This window comes from Maritimibacter sp. 55A14, from assembly GCF_003122205.1.
Taxonomy (GTDB): Bacteria; Pseudomonadota; Alphaproteobacteria; order Rhodobacterales; family Rhodobacteraceae; genus QEYE01.
Genome location: NZ_QEYE01000012.1, coordinates 97,240 through 112,273 on the forward strand (window position 1 = coordinate 97,240; position 15,034 = coordinate 112,273).

The following is a 15,034-nucleotide window of genomic DNA, read 5'->3' on the forward strand; positions in this document are numbered from 1 at the left end:
GTATTCCCAGCGCGCCCCGGCTGCGTTAGAACGGCCCGCGAAGCAGCGCCCCAACCGGCGCCCCAGAAACAGCGGACGGGCCCCCATGAAATTCTTCGTAGACACCGCCGATACCGACGCCATTGCCGAACTCAACGATCTGGGCATGGTCGATGGCGTGACGACCAACCCCTCGCTCATCCTGAAGGCGGGGCGCGATATCCTGGAGGTGACGAAGGAGATCTGCGAGATGGTCGCGGGCCCGGTCAGCGCCGAGGTGGTCGCGACCGAGGCGGACGCGATGATCGCCGAGGGGCGGAAACTGGCCAGGATCGCGCCGAACATCGCGGTGAAGGTTCCTCTGACATGGGACGGGCTGAAAGCCTGCAAGACACTCACCGATGAGGGCAGCATGGTCAATGTCACGCTGTGCTTTTCCGCCAATCAGGCGCTGCTGGCGGCCAAGGCGGGCGCGACCTTCATCAGCCCGTTCATCGGGCGGCTCGACGATATCAATCTCGACGGGATGGAGCTGATCGCCGATATCCGCACCATCTACGACAATTACGACTTCCAGACCGAGATCCTGGCGGCCTCGATCCGCTCGCCCAACCACGTGCTGGACGCAGCGCGCATCGGCGCCGATGTCGCCACGGTGCCGCCGGGCGTACTGAAGAAACTGGCGGACCACCCGCTGACCGAGAAGGGCCTGGAAACCTTCCTCAGCGACTGGGCAAAAACGGGGCAGAAAATTCTGTAACCCTGCGCTATACTTGCCGAAGCTGCTGAGGAGAGAGGCATGAGTCAGACCGCCATGGAGATGGGCGATTTCCGGGATCAGATCATAGCGGACCCCGATATGGTGCTTGAGGATCCGGAGGTCATGAAGGCGCTGATCGCGGCGAACGAAAAGCATCTGGGCAACAATATCGTCGATCTGCGCGGCATCGCGATGGAACGGCTGGAGGCGCGGCTCGACCGGCTGGAGGACACGCATCGCAGCGTGATCGCCGCCGCCTACGAGAACCTCGCCGGGACGAACCAGGTGCATCGCGCGATTCTGACGATGCTCGATCCGGTGGAATTCGAGGCCTTCATCGCCAATCTCGCGGGCAACGTGGCCGAGACGCTGTGCGTCGAGAAGGTGCGGCTGGTGCTGGAATCGGCGCATCTCGACAGCGACGAGACCCGCCCGGTGGAACGCAGCCTGGGCGATGTCGTGGCGCTGGTGCCGCCGGGCTGGACCGCCGAGTACGCGAGTTCCGGCCGCACACCGAGCACAAGGCAGGTCACGCTGCGGCAGGTCTCGGCCGCCAGCGCGGAACTGTATGGCGACAAGGCTGGCTGGGTCGGGTCGGAGGCGCTGCTCCGGCTCGATTTCGGCGAGGGGCGCCTGCCCGGTATGCTTGTGATGGGCGCCGAGGATCCGCACCAGTTCCGGTCCAACCAGGGCACCGACCTGCTGACCTTCTTTGGCGGTGTCTTCGAGAGGGTCATGCGCCGCTGGCTGGCGTAACCATGCTGACCGAGGGCGCTCGCGACCTGCTGGAAGCCTGGCTGACCGGGTTGCGCGGGGTGGAGGGCATGGCCGAGAACACGGTCGAGGCCTACCGCGCCGACGTAACCTCGTGCCTGTCCTTTCTCAGCCTGCATCTGGGCGGCGAGACCGGCACCGGGCCCCTGTGCCGCATCACCCAGGCCGACATGCGCGCGTGGATGGCGCATGAGCGCCGGCGCGGCCTGTCCGCCCGGTCGCTGGCCCGCGCACTCTCGGCGGTCAAGAATTTCTACCGATGGTGGGCGGAACGCGAGGAGTTCGAGCCCACGGCGGTGCTGGCCGCGCGGGCGCCGCGTTTCCAGGCCAAACTCCCCCGCCCGCTGCCCGAACAGGCCGCCCGCGACATGATCGAGACGGTGGGCAGCCAGGCGCGTTCCGACTGGATCGCGGCGCGGGACATGGCGGTGCTGACACTTCTCTACGGCTGCGGGCTGCGAATATCCGAAGCGCTGTCGCTGACCCGCGGCGCGGTACCGCTGGGCGAGGTGCTGCGCATCCGCGGCAAGGGCGGGAAGGAGCGCGTGGTCCCGGTGATCGACGCGGCGCGACGCGCCGTGGACCGCTACGCCGCACTCTGCCCGTTCGAACGCGCGCCCGGCGACCCGCTCTTCCTTGGGGCGCGGGGCGGCGCGCTTGGGCCACGCGCCGTCGCCAAGGCGATGGAGACCGCGCGCATGCAGCTTGGCCTGCCCGCCACGGCGACGCCGCACGCGATGCGCCATTCCTTCGCCACGCATCTGCTCGCCGCGGGCGGTGATTTGCGGGCGATCCAGGAATTGCTGGGGCATGCCTCGCTCTCCTCCACCCAGGCCTATACCGGGGTGGATGCAGAGCGGCTCATGGCGGTCTATTCCCGCGCGCATCCGCGGAGTTGACCGCCCCCCAAGCTGAAACAGACGTAACGAGGCTGTGTAATGATTTCAACAGCCTTTGGGTCCAGAATGTCGCATAGCTGGTCGCGGAACGATCCAGTGATTACGGACAAGAAGGACTGATCCATGACCCCCAAGTTTCTGATAGCCGCCGCCACGCTTGCCGGGGGACTTGCCTGGGCCAATGCCGGCGCCGCGCAGGTCGTCGAGGGCTGCGTGGCCAAGGGCGATCCCTACGAGATGAGCGATGCCGAGGTCAAAGAGCTTTACGATTGCGTCAAGGCCACGCTGGAGCGCTGCTACGCGTTGCGCGGCGACGAAATCGCCTCGACCTATCGCGAGTGGAAGGCGACGGCGACCCGCCCCGGCGTGGCCGGCGTGCATGGCGAACGCTTCCTGATGACCTATGTCAACGACACGGGCTACGACGAATACACCAAGTTCGGCAGCGACGGCGTCGAAATGCCGGTGGGTACGCTCATCGCCAAGGAGAGCTTCAAGGTCGATCCGGACTCCGGTGCGACCTCGGTCGGCCCGCTCTTCCTCATGGAAAAGGTGGCCGCCGGCACGGCCGACGAATACGGCAACTGGATCTATTCCGCGGTGCAGCCCAGCGGCGCGGAAATGAAGGTGTCGCAAGCGTATTGCAGCGGCTGCCACGCGGCCTTTGAAGGCCAGGACCATCTGGGCTACCCGCTGGAAGAAGTGCGCGTCAGCCACTGATCCCGCACAGCACCACCCCAAATCACGAAACCCGGCAGGCGACTGCCGGGTTTTTTCGTGCCCTGCGGTGCAGGCTGCAACATTGATCTCGGCCCACATTTGCGCCATGACACGGCGATGACACCTGAAATGCGCGCCCTCTCCGTCCACCTGCTGACCGCGACCGGCGCGGTCTTCGCGATGCTGGCGATGCTGGCCGCCGTCAAGTCGGACTGGGCGATGATGTATGTCTGGCTGGTGGTCTCCTTCGCTGTGGACGGTCTCGACGGACCGCTGGCGCGCAAATACGAGGTCACGAAATACGCGCCGCAATTCGACGGCGTTCTCCTCGATCTCATCATCGACTACCTGACCTATGTCTTCATCCCGGCCTTCGCGCTTTTCGAGAGCGAACTCTTGCCGGGCTGGACGGGCTGGATCTGCATCATTGTCATCACCTTCGCCTCGGCCATGTATTTCGCCGATACCCGCATGAAGACGCCCAATAACAGCTTCTCGGGCTTTCCGGGCTGCTGGAACATGGTCGTGCTGGTCTTCTTCGCGCTGGAGCCCAGCTTCTGGGTGATCCTTGCGCTGGTGGTGCTGATATCGGGCCTGATGTTCACGCCGGTCGAGTTCGTCCACCCGTTCCGCACCCGCCGCTGGCGCCAGGTGACGCTGCCGGTGGCCTTCGCCTGGACCGCCTTTGCCGGTGCCGCGGCGTGGGAGGGCTTCGATCCCGGCCCGATCGTGCTGACCGGGCTCACCGCCACCACCATCTATCTCTTCTTCGCCGGCGCGCTCCAGCAGCTCATCCCCGTCCGCCGCCGGGCCTGAACGTCGCCGCGCTCAGATCAGCAGCCCCGCCGCGCCCTCGTGGCGCAGCAGCGCGATTTTCGTTTCCACCCCGCCGGCGCCGGAATAGCCCCCCAACCCGCCATCGGAGGCCAGCACGCGATGGCAGGGGATCAGGATCGGGATCGGGTTCGCGCCGCAGGCCTGGCCCACCGCCTGTGGGCTCGCGTCGAGCATCCGCGCGATGCGCCCATAACTGCGCGTCTCGCCGAAGCGGATCGCCATCAGCGCCTCGAAGAGCAGATGCTGGAACGGGCTGGAGCGCGGCGCCATCGGCAGCGTGAAGGCGCGCCGCGTGCCGCCGAAATAGGCGTCGATCTGGCGCCGCGCCTCGTCCAGAAGCGGGCTGGCGTCATCGGCCAGCGCACCACCCCAGTCCAGCGCGGTGATATGACCGTCCTCCTCGGTCAGCACGATGCGCCCCACGGGCGTCTCAAGACCCGCGCGCCGCATCATGCCGCATCATCCCAGCGCGTCATTGCACCGCTTGCAGGTCGCGGGATGCGCGTGGCTGCCCACATCCGGCAGGATCTTCCAGCAGCGCTGGCATTTCTCGCCCTCCGCACGCTCGAAGACGACGCCTACGCCCTCGATCTCGGGCAGGCGGAACGCCTCGCCCGGTATCGGATCGCCGGTCAGCCAGATGCCGGAGGTGATGCAGATATCCGCGAAATCCACGGTCCGGAGCGCGGCCAGCACCTCCGCGTCGCGGACATGCACGACCGGCGCGGCCTCCAGCGAGGCGCCGATCACTTTGTCACGGCGCTGCACCTCCAGCGCGGCGGTGACCACGCGCCGGACCTTGCGGATACCGGCCCATTTCTGCGCCAGCGGCTCGTCACGCCAGTCGGCCGGGGTCTCGGGGAAATCCGCCAGATGGACCGAACTGTCCTCGCCTGGAAAGCGCTCCAGCCAGACCTCCTCCATCGTGAAGACGAGGATCGGCGCCAGCCAGGTGGTCAGCCGGTGAAAGAGGATGTCGAGCACGCTGCGCGCCGCGCGCCGCCCGGTGCTGTCCGCGGCATTGCAATAAAGCGCGTCCTTGCGGATGTCGAAATAGATCGCCGAAAGGTCCACTGTGGCAAAGGTGAAGAGCGCCTGGAAGACGCCCTGGAAATCGTATTTCGCATAGCCCGCGCGCACCGTGTGGTCGAGTTCCGCCAACCGGTGCAGCACCCAGCGCTCCAGCTCCGGCATCTCGGCGGGCTCCAGCCGCTCGACCTCGGTGAAACCGTCGAGATTGCCCAGCATGAAGCGCATCGTGTTGCGCAGCCGGCGATAGCTGTCGGCCACGCCTTTCAGGATCTCCGGCCCGATGCGCAGATCGGCGGTATAGTCCGACTGCGCCACCCAGAGCCGCAGGATATCCGCGCCATACTGCTTGGTCACATCCTCCGGCGCGACCGTGTTGCCGAGCGACTTGGACATCTTCATGCCCTTCTCGTCCAGCGTGAACCCATGCGTCAGTACCCCGCGATAGGGCGCGCGCCCCTTGGTGCCGCAGGCCTGGAGCATCGAGGAATGGAACCAGCCGCGATGCTGGTCGGTGCCTTCGAGATAGAGATCGGCGATGCCGTCCTCGGCCCCGTCCGCGCGGTCGCGCAACACGAAGGCATGGGTCGAACCGCTGTCGAACCACACGTCGAGGATGTCGGTGACCTTCTCCCACTCCGCCGGGTCGTACTCGGGCTTCAGGAACCGCTCCGTCGCGTCGTCGCGGAACCACGCATCCGCGCCCTCGGTCTCGAACGCTTCGACGATGCGCGCATTCACAGCCGCGTCGCGCAGCAGGAAACCGTCATCGGTGGGCCTGGCCCCCTTGCGGACAAAACAGGTCAGCGGCACCCCCCAGGCGCGCTGGCGCGAGAGCACCCAGTCCGGCCGGTTCTCGATCATCGAATAAAGCCGGTTGCGCCCGGTCGCGGGCGTCCATTTCACCAGCTTGTCGATCGAGGCGAGCGCCCGCGCGCGGATCGTGCGGCCGTACTCGTCCTGTCCGTCGCCCACCTCGCGGTCGATGGCGGCGAACCATTGCGGCGTGTTGCGATAGATGACAGGGGCCTTGGAACGCCATGAATGCGGGTAGCTGTGCTTGATCTTGCCGCGTGCGAGCAGCCCGCCGACCTCGGCCAGCTTGTCGATCACCGCCGTGTTGGCGTCTCCCTCCTTGCCGTTCTGCTTGAGAATCGCCTTGCCGCCGAAAAGCGGCAGGTCGTCGCGGAAACGGCCGTCTTCCATGACGTTGTAGGTGATGACCCGGTCGAGCATGCCGAGCCCGCGGTAAAGTTCGTACTCCTCCATCCCGTGCGACGGCGCACAATGCACGAACCCGGTGCCTTCCTCGTCGGTGACGAAATCGGCGGCGCGGAAATCGCGCAGGTCATCCCATTCGCCGTTCGATCCTTCGGCGTCGGCGAGGGGGTGTTGCAAGGACAAACCGGAAAGCTCCTCCGCAGTGACATCGCGCAGGCGGGTCCATTGATCGTCCTTGAGTCGCGCACGGCCCAGTACATCGCCCGCCAGCTTGTCGGCGAGGATGTATTTCTCGCCCACCTTCGCCCAGCATTCCTCCGGCACGCCGGTCACCTCGTAGAGGCCATAGGAGATGTCCTCGCCATAGACCACCGCCTTGTTCGAGGGGATGGTCCAGGGGGTCGTGGTCCAGATGACGACATAGATTGGTTGTTCGTTATGTTCCTCTATAACTGCAGCGATTGGCGGCAACATTGGAATATCTTCGCCGGGGCTCGTAACCTGCGCAGGAAAAACCTTGGGAACCGTTCTAAACTTCACCCAGATGGTGAAGCTTTCCTTGTCGTGATACTCCACCTCCGCCTCGGCCAGCGCGGTCTTCTCCACCGGCGACCACATCACCGGCTTGGAGCCCTGGTAGAGCGTCCCGTTCATCAGGAATTTCTGGAACTCCGCCGCGATCACCGCCTCGGCGTGGAAATCCATCGTCAGGTAGGGGTCGTCCCAGTTGCCGGTCACGCCCAGCCGCTTGAACTCGTCGCGCTGGATGTCGATCCAGCCCTCGGCGAAGCGGCGGCACTCCTGCCGGAAATCAACCACGTCGACCTTGTCCTTGTCGAGCCCCTTGGCGCGATACTGCTCCTCGATCTTCCATTCGATTGGCAGGCCGTGGCAGTCCCAGCCCGGCACGTAGCGCGCGTCGCGCCCCATCATCTGCTGGCTGCGCACCACCATATCCTTGAGGATCTTGTTGAGCGCGTGGCCGATATGCAGGTGCCCGTTGGCGTAGGGCGGGCCGTCATGCAGGATGAAGGGCTTGCGGTTTTCCTTACCGCGCAGCCGGTCGTAGACGCCGATCCGCGCCCATTTCGCCAGCCAGTCTGGCTCCCGCCTGGGCAGGCCTGCGCGCATCGGAAAGTCGGTCTTCGGCAGAAAGAGCGTGTCTTTGTAATCGGGCGTCTCGGCGCACATGGGGCGTGGTCCTTGGCAGATCGTATCCTGGGGGTGCGAGGGGCGGCGCGAAGGCTCAAACGCCTGTATCCCGGCGGCTCATCTGGGTCAGAGCGCCGGGCCGGTAATTCGAATGATGATCGCGTGCGGATGCGTCATGGCGCGGTTATACGCGGCAGGTGCAGGGCCGTCCAGAGGGGCGCTTGCGCGCGGGACCCGCAGGGTCCAGATAGGGGGCATGACCTCCGCCCTGCCACCCCGTTTCGACATCACCCGGCCCGAGATCGAGCGCGTCGTCACAGCCTTCTACGCGGCGGTGCGGCGCCATCCCGGCCTGGGGCCGGTCTTCGCCATACACATCGCCGACTGGCCCGCGCACGAGGCCCGCGTCACGGCCTTCTGGGCCGATTCCATCCTGCACGAACGCGGCTATGACGGCAGCCCGATGGTCGCTCACCTTGGCGCGGGAAATGTCCGGCCGGGCATGTTCGCGACCTGGCTCGCGCTTTTCGACACCGTGCTGGCGACCGAGTTGCGCGCCGATCAGGCCGCGGCCTGGTCGGCGCTCGCCCACCGCATCGGCAGAAGCCTTCGCGCCGGCGTAGTGGAACGCGACACGCTGCCGGGCGGCGTGCCGAAACTGCGCTAGCAGGCAAGGCCCCGCCAAAACCGCCACCCGCACCGCTGCGTCTGGAGCAGGAGCCTCCGGCGGGAGTATTTTCGGGAAAGATGAAGACGCACCACTTGCTGCTTCATCTTTCGAAAAATACTCCAAGGGGGTCCGGGGGGCAGCGCCCCCCGGCTCCGAACAAATGAACCTGCGCCGCAGGCGCGCATTCAGCTTCGGTCGAAAAGCCCTGTGAGCGCGCGTTGCACCAGCGAGGTGACGCGCGGGCGCGGCGCGGCGCGGAAGGGCAGCGGGCGGCAGACTTCCATCGCGGCGATGCCCACGCGCGCGGTCAGCGCGCCGTTGACCACACCTTCGCCGAAGCGCCGGGATATCTTCGAGACCAGTCCGCCGCCCGCGACCGACCCAATCAGGTCGTCGCCCACCGCAACGGCGCCGGTGGCGACCAGATGGGTCAGCACCGCGCGCATCACCCGCCAGGAGCCGAACAGCCCGGCGCGCCCGCCATATATCTCTGCCAGCCGGCGCACCATGCGCAGATTGGCCGTCAGCGCAGCGACGACATCAGCCAGCGCCAGCGGAACGATCGCGGTGATCGTGGCGACCTGGCGCGCGGCGGCCTCCACCTCCAGCCGGGCCTGCGCATCGAGCGGGGCCAGCAGTTCCGCCTCCGCCAGGTCCAGCAGGGCGTCCGCATCCAGCAGTTCCTCGCCGCGGGTCTTCACCCGCGCGCGCGCCTCGGCCAGGTCGGGTCGGCCGTCATAGAGCACCGAGAGCCGAGCGGTGACGGCCCGCGCCTCGGCCAGCACGCCACCGGCGCGCGCCGCCTCGGCGGCCCGGCGCAGGCCGTCGAGGCGCCGTAGCCGGGCCAGCGCCATCCATTCGCGCAGCGCGAGCCCGAGAGCGAGCGCAAGCACCGCCAGGCACAGCCCCAGCGCCGCGCGCCCCAGCCAGATGTTGCGTGCCATCAGCCCGTCCACGAAATCCCAGGCCGCGACGGTCAGGATGAAGAGCAGCAGCGCGCCCCCCGCTCGCCAGAGCCAGCGCACCAGCGGCGAACCCCGCCGCGCCGTCAGCGCGGCCATCGCGCGCATCCCGCGCCCTTCCGGCGCCGCGGCGGCATCACGATCGGGCACCGGAGCCGCCGTGGCGGGGGTTTCCGCGGCAGGAGCATCCTCGTCCAGCTCGATGAGCACCGGGGAGCGGCTCATGGGCGTCTCCTTCTCTGGTCGTCGGCCGGGTCCGGGGCGGCGGGTCATCGCAACCGGTCCCCGAAAAGGAACTCCGCCGCCCGGTCCAGCCGGATATGCGGCGGCCCTTCGCCGGGGCGCATCGACAGGCGGGCGGGCGCGAAATCCATCACCCGGTAGTCGCCATCGAGCCAGCGTTTCGCGCCCTCGCGCGCCGGGCCGAGCAGCAGGGCGGGATCTTCCGGCAGGTCGCCGGGGTGGAGCGCCGCCTGCCGGCCGCCCTCCAGCAGCCGGCCGCGCACGCAATCCAGGCTGCGGCCCTCGTGGCGCACCGTCTCCTCCACCGTGGCGCGCAGGGCCGCGATCGACATGGCCGCGGTCGCGGCGCCGGCGAAATCGGCGCGCCGCCGGGCATCCGCCAGCAGCGCCTCCATGATCGCGGTCAGGCGCGGATGCTGCGAATGGTGCAGGTGGTCGGCCTTGGTGGCGGCGAAGAGGATCCGCTCCACCCGCTTGCCGAGAATGCCCGAGAGCCAGGTATTCCGGCCGGGCCGGAAGGCGCGCAGGATATCGGTCATGGCGCCGCGCAATTCTTCCACCGCGCGCGGGCCGGCATGGATGGCGCCAAGCGTGTCGGTCAGCACGATCTGCCGGTCGATCCGGGCGAAGTGGTCGCGGAAGAACGGCTTGACGACCTGCCCCTTGTAGGCCTCGTAGCGGCGCTCCATCTCGCGCCAGAGGCTACGCCGCCCCGCGCCGGGCGCGGGCGGCAGCGGCGCGAAGGTCAGCACCGGGGAGCCCGCCATCTCGCCGGGCAGCAGGAACCGGCCCGGCGTGCAGTCCGACAGGCCCAGGGACCGCGCCGTGCGCAACCAATCCGTGTAGGCCGAGGCGAGCGTCTGTGCCTGCGGTTCAGCGAAATCGGCGGCCGGGTCCGCCGCCTCCAGCGCCGCGAGAAGCACGCCGGCATCCGCGCCTGCGCCGCGCGCGCGCGCCCGGCCGAGTACATGCGCGGACCAGTCGGAATAGCTGCGCTCCAGAAGTCCCAGATCGAGCAGCCATTCGCCCGGATAGTCGACGATATCGAGATGCACGGTGCGCGGCCCGGAGAGCCCGGCGATCAGGCCCGATGGCTGCACCTTGAGCGACAGGCGCAACTGGCTGACATGGCGCGTGCCGTCGGGCCAGTGCGGCTCGGGACCGGTCAGCGCGGCAAGGTGGCGTTCATAGTCGAAGCGCGGCACCGTGTCGTCGGGCTGCGGCTGCAGCCACACCGCGCGGATCGCGCCCGAGGCCGCGGCCTGAAGCTGCGGCATCCGGCCCCGGTCCATAAGATTGGCGACGAGCGAGGTGATGAAGACGGTCTTGCCCGCCCGCGAAAGCCCGGTCACGCCCAGCCGGATCACCGGCTCGAAGAGCAGCCCGCCCAGTTCGGCACCGGCGCGTTCGATCCGCCGGGTCACGCCATCCGCGATATCTGCCAGTCCAACCAAGAACGCCTGCTCCATCCTGCCCGCCGGGCAAAGATAGGCGCGATCCGCGCGGGTTCCTAGAGACGAGAGACGCCCGGACGCCACGGCACGCCCCCTTGCGGGCCGCGCGGGCGCGCGCTATCGCCACGCCATGCCCCGCTATGCACTCCAGATCGAATACGACGGCACGCCCTTCGCGGGCTGGCAACGGCAGGCCGACCAGCCCTCGGTGCAGGCTGCGCTGGAGGCGGCGCTCGCGCGGCTGGACCCCGGCCCGCATGGCGTCGCGGCGGCGGGGCGCACCGATTCCGGCGTGCATGCGCTGGCACAGGTCGCGCATTGCGAGCTGGCCCGCGATTGGGAGCCGTTCCGCCTGATGGAGGCGCTCAACCACCACCTGAAGCCCGCGCCGGTGGCGGTGATGCGCGCCGCGCGGGCTGCAGAAGACTTCCACGCCCGGTTCTCGGCCATTGAGCGGCGCTACCTCTTCCGGCTGGTCAGCCGCCGCGCACCCGTCACCCATGACCGCGGCCGGGTCTGGCAGGTGCGCAACGCGCTGGCGCCGGAGCCGATGCGGGAGGCGGCGCGGCATCTCGTGGGTCGGCACGATTTCACGACCTTCCGCGCCACGCTCTGCCAGGCAAAATCGCCGGTGAAGACGCTCGACGCGCTGGAGATCGAGGCGCTTGCCTATCCGGGCGGGCAGGAGTTCCGTTTCCGTCTGCGGGCGCGCAGCTTCCTGCACAACCAGGTACGTAGCGTCGTGGGCACGTTGGAACGGGTCGGTGCAGGGGCGTGGACGCCCGAGGATGTGCGCGCGGCGCTAATGGCACGCGACCGCGCTGCCTGCGGGCCGGTCTGCCCGCCACAGGGACTCTACCTTGCTGGCGTGGGCTACCCCGAGGATCCGTTCGGCTGAGCGGCGCGCGGGCGGCGGCTCAGACCACGGCGGCGCTGATGATCATGTAGATCAGCCCGGACATCGCGGCGGCCGCGGGCACGGTGATGACCCAGGCCGCGATCACTGTCATGAAATGCGACCGGCGCACCAGTTTGCGGCGCTTTCGCTCGGCCGCGGCGACGCGCATCCCCATGCTGCCGCCCACGCTGTTCTGCCGGGCGCGGCGCTCCATGTACCACTCGCGGAAGAACCCCACGCCAAAGACGCCGCCCACCGCGATATGGGTGGAACTGACGGGCAGGCCCAGCCAGGACGCAATGATCACCGTAATCGCCGCCGACAGCGCCACGCAATAGGCGCGCATCGGGTTGAGCTTGGTGATCTGGCTGCCGACCAGACGGATCAGCTTGGGACCGAAGAGCAGCAGACCGAAGGAGATGCCCAGCGCGCCGATCACCATGACCCAGACGGGAATAGCGACCTTGGCAGCGGCGTCGCCCTGCTCGACCGCATGGACTATGGCCGCGAGCGGCCCCACCGCGTTGGCCACGTCATTGGCGCCGTGGGCGAAGGACAGCAACGCCGCCGAGAACACCAGCGGAAGGCCGAAAAGCGTCTTGAGCGAGCGGTTTCGGTTCTCCATCCCCTCCGACTGGCGGTGGATCAGCGGCGCGGTCAGGACATAGCTCACGGCCCCGACCACCGCGCCGATCAGGAGCGCCGCGCCGATGTCTATCGAGACGATGCGCTTGAGGCCCTTGAGCGCCAGATAGGTTGCGAAAGCCCCCGCCATCACGCCGATCAGCACCGGCACCCAGCGCCGGGCGGCGGCGATCTTGTCGTCCTGGTAGATGATATTGGCCTTGATGAAAGCCAGGCAGGCGGCGGCGATGGCACCGCCCAGCACCGGCGAGATCACCCAGCTTGCCGCGATCGCGCCCATCGTGGGCCAGCTTACAGCGCTCATCCCCGCCGCGGCGATGCCCGCGCCCATGACGCCGCCCACAACGGAATGCGTGGTGGAGACGGGCGCGCCCACATAGGTCGCCAGGTTGACCCAGAGCGCCGAGGAGATCAGTGCCGCCATCATCGCCCAGATGAAGATGCGGGGGTCGGCGACGCTGGCCGGGTCGATGATGCCCTTCGAGATGGTGGAGACCACGTCGCCGCCGGCCAGGAGCGCGCCGGCGCTCTCGAAAAGCGCCGCGATCACCAGAGCGCCGCCCATGGTCAGCGCCCGTGCACCCACGGCGGGGCCCATGTTGTTGGCCACGTCGTTGGCGCCTATATTGAGCGCCATATAGGCCCCGAATGCCGAGGCCGCGACGACGATCAGCGACGCGGGCTGCTGTCCGAAGAAGAAGGAGACCGCCAGCATCGCCAGAACGATGAAGGCCAGCGAGATGCCTGGAGCCACGAGCGGACGGGCAATGTACTGCGTCGCCGTCTCGACCTGGCTGATCCGGTTCAGATCCTTGTCCAGCGTGCGCCACTGGTTGCCTTTCGGCCCGTCGCTCATTGCATCCCCCCGGACTGTCACAAGACTTTCACAATGCCGGGTTCCGGCTAAGCCAGGTCGCGCACCGGATCAAGCGCCAAGACGGTTTATACGAGCGGGAACGCGCCCCGGCCGGGGCGCGTCGGCTCAGAATGCGGCCAGAATGTCACGCAATTCGGGTTCGTCGACCATGTTCGCGGCTTCCTTGGGTGCCACCCATTTCAGCCGCCGTTCCGTCTGTTCGGGGAAATCGCTGGTCATGTCCTGTACTTCCATGGGGAAGACATCGACCTCGCAGACCTGGTTCATGCCGTCCTCGCCCTGTTTGACATAGGTGAAGCGGCCCAGCGGGCGGCGGTCGATCCGGCCGGTTTTCACGCCGGCCTCTTCCCAGGCTTCCTGCATCGCGGTGCCGGGGGCGTCATAGCCTTCCATTGGCCAGCCCTTGGGAAGGATCCAGCGGCCGGTATCGCGGCTGGTGATCATCAAGACCTGTTTTCCGTCGTCTGTCCTGCGATAGCATAGCGCGGCGACCTGAACCCGCGGGGGGCGGCGCAGCAGCGGTTTCACGACCTCGGACCAGGCCCTCTCAAAAAGCGTTCCCATGACAAATCCTGCCTTGTCTTTTTTTGTTATGTGGGAAACATATATATGGGAAAATTTCGTGAATTCAACGTTAAAGCGGTTCGCGGCGCGGTTCAGCCGGCCAGCACCGCGACCTGAAGGTCGGCGACATTGGTTCCCGTCGCCCCCGTCACGAGCAGCGCGTCGGCGGCCCTCAGCAGGGCATTGCTGTTGTTCTCGGCCAGTTCCACATCCAGGTCCAGCCCGCTGGACGCGATCCGCGCGAGGGTGTCCGGCGTGACCAGCCCGCCCGCGGCATCGGTCGGGCCGTCGCGGCCGTCCGTGCCGCCGCTCAGGAAGGCCCAGTCGCTGGACGGGCCTTCGCGGTCGAGCGCGCGCGCCACATGCAGGCAAAGCTCCTGATTGCGCCCGCCCAGCCCCTCGCCCCGGACCCGCACGGTCGTCTCGCCTCCGAAAAGCAGCACCGCCGGCCCCTGCCCCACGGCCTTGCGCATGGCCGCCGCGATCTCCTGCGCGGCCGCCTCCACATCGCCCACGAGCGGCGCCTCCCGCAGATTAGCCGCGAAACCCTCCGGCACCGCGCCGGCCATGGCCCGCAGGCTGACCGCGTTGGAACCGATGATGCGGTTACGGGCGGCGCTGTCGGTGCGGCGATCCGGCGGCGGGCCTGACAGAGCGCGGCGCACGCTCTCGGGCGCGCGGTCCCACAGGCGGTGGGCGCGCAGCAGGCGTTCCGCGGCGTCGGGCGCGTCACCGGGTTGCACCATCGGCCCCGACGCGATGGCCGAGAGGTCGTCGCCCGGCACGTCCGACAGGATCAGCGCCGTGACCTTGGCCGGGTCGGCGAGCCATGTCAGCCCGCCGCCCTTGAGGAGCGACAGGCGGCGGCGCACCGTGTTGATCTCGCCGATCGCCAAGCCTGAGTGCACCAGAAGGTCGTTGAGCGCGATCTTGTCCTCCAGCGGCACGCCCGGAACCGGTGCGGGCAACAGCGCCGATCCGCCCCCCGAGAGCAGCACGACGATCCGGTCCCCCGACCAGGCGGTGGAAAGTTTGCGGATCAGCAACTTCGCGGCCCGCGCACCGTTCTCGTCCGGTGTCGGGTGGCCGGCGGAATGGCATTCGCAGCCCTCCAGCGTCGCGGCGTTCTCGTAATTCGTGACCAGGAAGGCCTTGTCCGGCTTCTTCGCCGCCATCGCCGCGCGCATCATCGGCACCGCGGCCTTGCCGATGGCGACATAGGTCAGGAAGCCGCGGGCGCGCACGATACCCGGATCCTCCGCCAGCGCCTGCGCCACGGCGCGTTCGGGATCGGCGGCGGCGAGGCCCGCGTCGAAACAGGCCCGCGCGATCGCGCTCGGCTCGGCCATC

At 68.0% G+C, this 15,034-nt stretch carries 14 protein-coding genes; 7 read left to right on the forward strand and 7 right to left on the reverse strand.

Going from position 1 to position 15,034, the window contains the following annotated elements; translation table 11 throughout:
* The first annotated feature begins 85 nt into the window (after positions 1–85).
* From fsa to DDZ14_RS11965, 5 genes are all read left to right on the forward strand, one after another.
* The gene (gene fsa / locus DDZ14_RS11945) at positions 86–739 is read left to right on the forward strand and encodes a fructose-6-phosphate aldolase (protein WP_109425213.1); all 654 of its coding nucleotides are present in this window, start codon (positions 86–88) and stop codon (positions 737–739) included.
* Positions 740–778: 39 nt separating this feature from the next.
* Entirely contained in the window at positions 779–1,495 is a 717-nt protein-coding gene (locus DDZ14_RS11950) for a DUF484 family protein (protein WP_109425214.1), read from the forward strand.
* A 2-nt stretch (positions 1,496–1,497) separates the two neighbouring features.
* Positions 1,498–2,412: a tyrosine recombinase XerC gene (locus DDZ14_RS11955; protein ID WP_109425215.1), complete on the forward strand. Its 915-nt coding sequence runs from the start codon at positions 1,498–1,500 to the stop codon at positions 2,410–2,412.
* Positions 2,413–2,535: 123 nt separating this feature from the next.
* Positions 2,536–3,132 (forward strand): cytochrome P460 family protein, encoded by a 597-nt coding sequence (locus tag DDZ14_RS11960; protein ID WP_109425216.1) that lies wholly within the window; start codon positions 2,536–2,538, stop codon positions 3,130–3,132.
* A gap of 117 nt (positions 3,133–3,249) precedes the next feature.
* On the forward strand, positions 3,250–3,948 hold the full coding sequence (locus DDZ14_RS11965) for a phosphatidylcholine/phosphatidylserine synthase (protein ID WP_109425217.1): 699 nt from the start codon (positions 3,250–3,252) through the stop codon (positions 3,946–3,948).
* A 12-nt stretch (positions 3,949–3,960) separates the two neighbouring features.
* Here the strand turns inward: DDZ14_RS11965 and DDZ14_RS11970 are convergent, their stop codons facing one another.
* Positions 3,961–4,422 (reverse strand): methylated-DNA--[protein]-cysteine S-methyltransferase, encoded by a 462-nt coding sequence (locus DDZ14_RS11970; protein ID WP_369914943.1) that lies wholly within the window; start codon positions 4,420–4,422, stop codon positions 3,961–3,963.
* A 6-nt stretch (positions 4,423–4,428) separates the two neighbouring features.
* Positions 4,429–7,410, reverse strand: coding sequence for an isoleucine--tRNA ligase (gene ileS, locus DDZ14_RS11975; RefSeq protein WP_109425218.1), 2,982 nt, complete (start codon positions 7,408–7,410; stop codon positions 4,429–4,431).
* 217 nt (positions 7,411–7,627) lie between these two features.
* Between ileS and DDZ14_RS11980 the strand changes: the two genes are divergently transcribed.
* Complete coding sequence (locus DDZ14_RS11980; RefSeq protein WP_109425219.1) at positions 7,628–8,038, forward strand: group III truncated hemoglobin; 411 nt, start codon at positions 7,628–7,630, stop codon at positions 8,036–8,038.
* Between the two features lie 188 nt (positions 8,039–8,226).
* On the opposite strand, the gene DDZ14_RS11985 is transcribed toward DDZ14_RS11980, so the two are convergent.
* Positions 8,227–9,228, reverse strand: coding sequence for a YcjF family protein (locus DDZ14_RS11985; protein ID WP_233252563.1), 1,002 nt, complete (start codon positions 9,226–9,228; stop codon positions 8,227–8,229).
* 44 nt (positions 9,229–9,272) lie between these two features.
* The gene (locus DDZ14_RS11990; protein ID WP_369914945.1) at positions 9,273–10,700 is read right to left on the reverse strand and encodes a YcjX family protein; all 1,428 of its coding nucleotides are present in this window, start codon (positions 10,698–10,700) and stop codon (positions 9,273–9,275) included.
* A gap of 130 nt (positions 10,701–10,830) precedes the next feature.
* Here DDZ14_RS11990 and truA point away from each other — a divergent pair, with 130 nt between their 5' ends.
* Positions 10,831–11,598 carry a tRNA pseudouridine(38-40) synthase TruA gene (truA, locus tag DDZ14_RS11995; RefSeq protein ID WP_109425222.1) on the forward strand — a complete coding sequence of 256 codons (768 nt, stop codon included), beginning with the start codon at positions 10,831–10,833 and terminating at the stop codon, positions 11,596–11,598.
* Positions 11,599–11,617: 19 nt separating this feature from the next.
* On the opposite strand, the gene DDZ14_RS12000 is transcribed toward truA, so the two are convergent.
* The 3 genes from DDZ14_RS12000 to DDZ14_RS12010 all read right to left on the reverse strand — a co-directional run bounded on the left by DDZ14_RS12000 (position 11,618) and on the right by DDZ14_RS12010 (position 15,033).
* Positions 11,618–13,099 carry an inorganic phosphate transporter gene (locus DDZ14_RS12000; protein ID WP_109425223.1) on the reverse strand — a complete coding sequence of 494 codons (1,482 nt, stop codon included), beginning with the start codon at positions 13,097–13,099 and terminating at the stop codon, positions 11,618–11,620.
* A 126-nt stretch (positions 13,100–13,225) separates the two neighbouring features.
* Complete coding sequence (locus tag DDZ14_RS12005; protein WP_109425224.1) at positions 13,226–13,684, reverse strand: NUDIX hydrolase; 459 nt, start codon at positions 13,682–13,684, stop codon at positions 13,226–13,228.
* Positions 13,685–13,776: 92 nt separating this feature from the next.
* Positions 13,777–15,033, reverse strand: coding sequence for a glycerate kinase (locus tag DDZ14_RS12010; RefSeq protein ID WP_109425225.1), 1,257 nt, complete (start codon positions 15,031–15,033; stop codon positions 13,777–13,779).
* Position 15,034: the final 1 nt, after the last annotated feature.

Excerpts from the sequence above, each read along its gene's own strand:
- fsa (WP_109425213.1), top strand. The coding sequence starts at position 86 with ATGAAATTCTTCGTAGACACCGCCGATACCGACGCCATTGCCGAACTC.
- DDZ14_RS11950 (WP_109425214.1), top strand. The coding sequence starts at position 779 with ATGAGTCAGACCGCCATGGAGATGGGCGATTTCCGGGATCAGATCATA.
- DDZ14_RS11955 (WP_109425215.1), top strand. The coding sequence starts at position 1,498 with ATGCTGACCGAGGGCGCTCGCGACCTGCTGGAAGCCTGGCTGACCGGG.
- DDZ14_RS11960 (WP_109425216.1), top strand. The coding sequence starts at position 2,536 with ATGACCCCCAAGTTTCTGATAGCCGCCGCCACGCTTGCCGGGGGACTT.
- DDZ14_RS11965 (WP_109425217.1), top strand. The coding sequence starts at position 3,250 with ATGACACCTGAAATGCGCGCCCTCTCCGTCCACCTGCTGACCGCGACC.
- DDZ14_RS11970 (WP_369914943.1), bottom strand. The coding sequence starts at position 4,422 with ATGATGCGGCGCGCGGGTCTTGAGACGCCCGTGGGGCGCATCGTGCTG.
- ileS (WP_109425218.1), bottom strand. The coding sequence starts at position 7,410 with ATGTGCGCCGAGACGCCCGATTACAAAGACACGCTCTTTCTGCCGAAG.
- DDZ14_RS11980 (WP_109425219.1), top strand. The coding sequence starts at position 7,628 with ATGACCTCCGCCCTGCCACCCCGTTTCGACATCACCCGGCCCGAGATC.
- DDZ14_RS11985 (WP_233252563.1), bottom strand. The coding sequence starts at position 9,228 with ATGAGCCGCTCCCCGGTGCTCATCGAGCTGGACGAGGATGCTCCTGCC.
- truA (WP_109425222.1), top strand. The coding sequence starts at position 10,831 with ATGCCCCGCTATGCACTCCAGATCGAATACGACGGCACGCCCTTCGCG.
- DDZ14_RS12000 (WP_109425223.1), bottom strand. The coding sequence starts at position 13,099 with ATGAGCGACGGGCCGAAAGGCAACCAGTGGCGCACGCTGGACAAGGAT.
- DDZ14_RS12005 (WP_109425224.1), bottom strand. The coding sequence starts at position 13,684 with ATGGGAACGCTTTTTGAGAGGGCCTGGTCCGAGGTCGTGAAACCGCTG.
- DDZ14_RS12010 (WP_109425225.1), bottom strand. The coding sequence starts at position 15,033 with ATGGCCGAGCCGAGCGCGATCGCGCGGGCCTGTTTCGACGCGGGCCTC.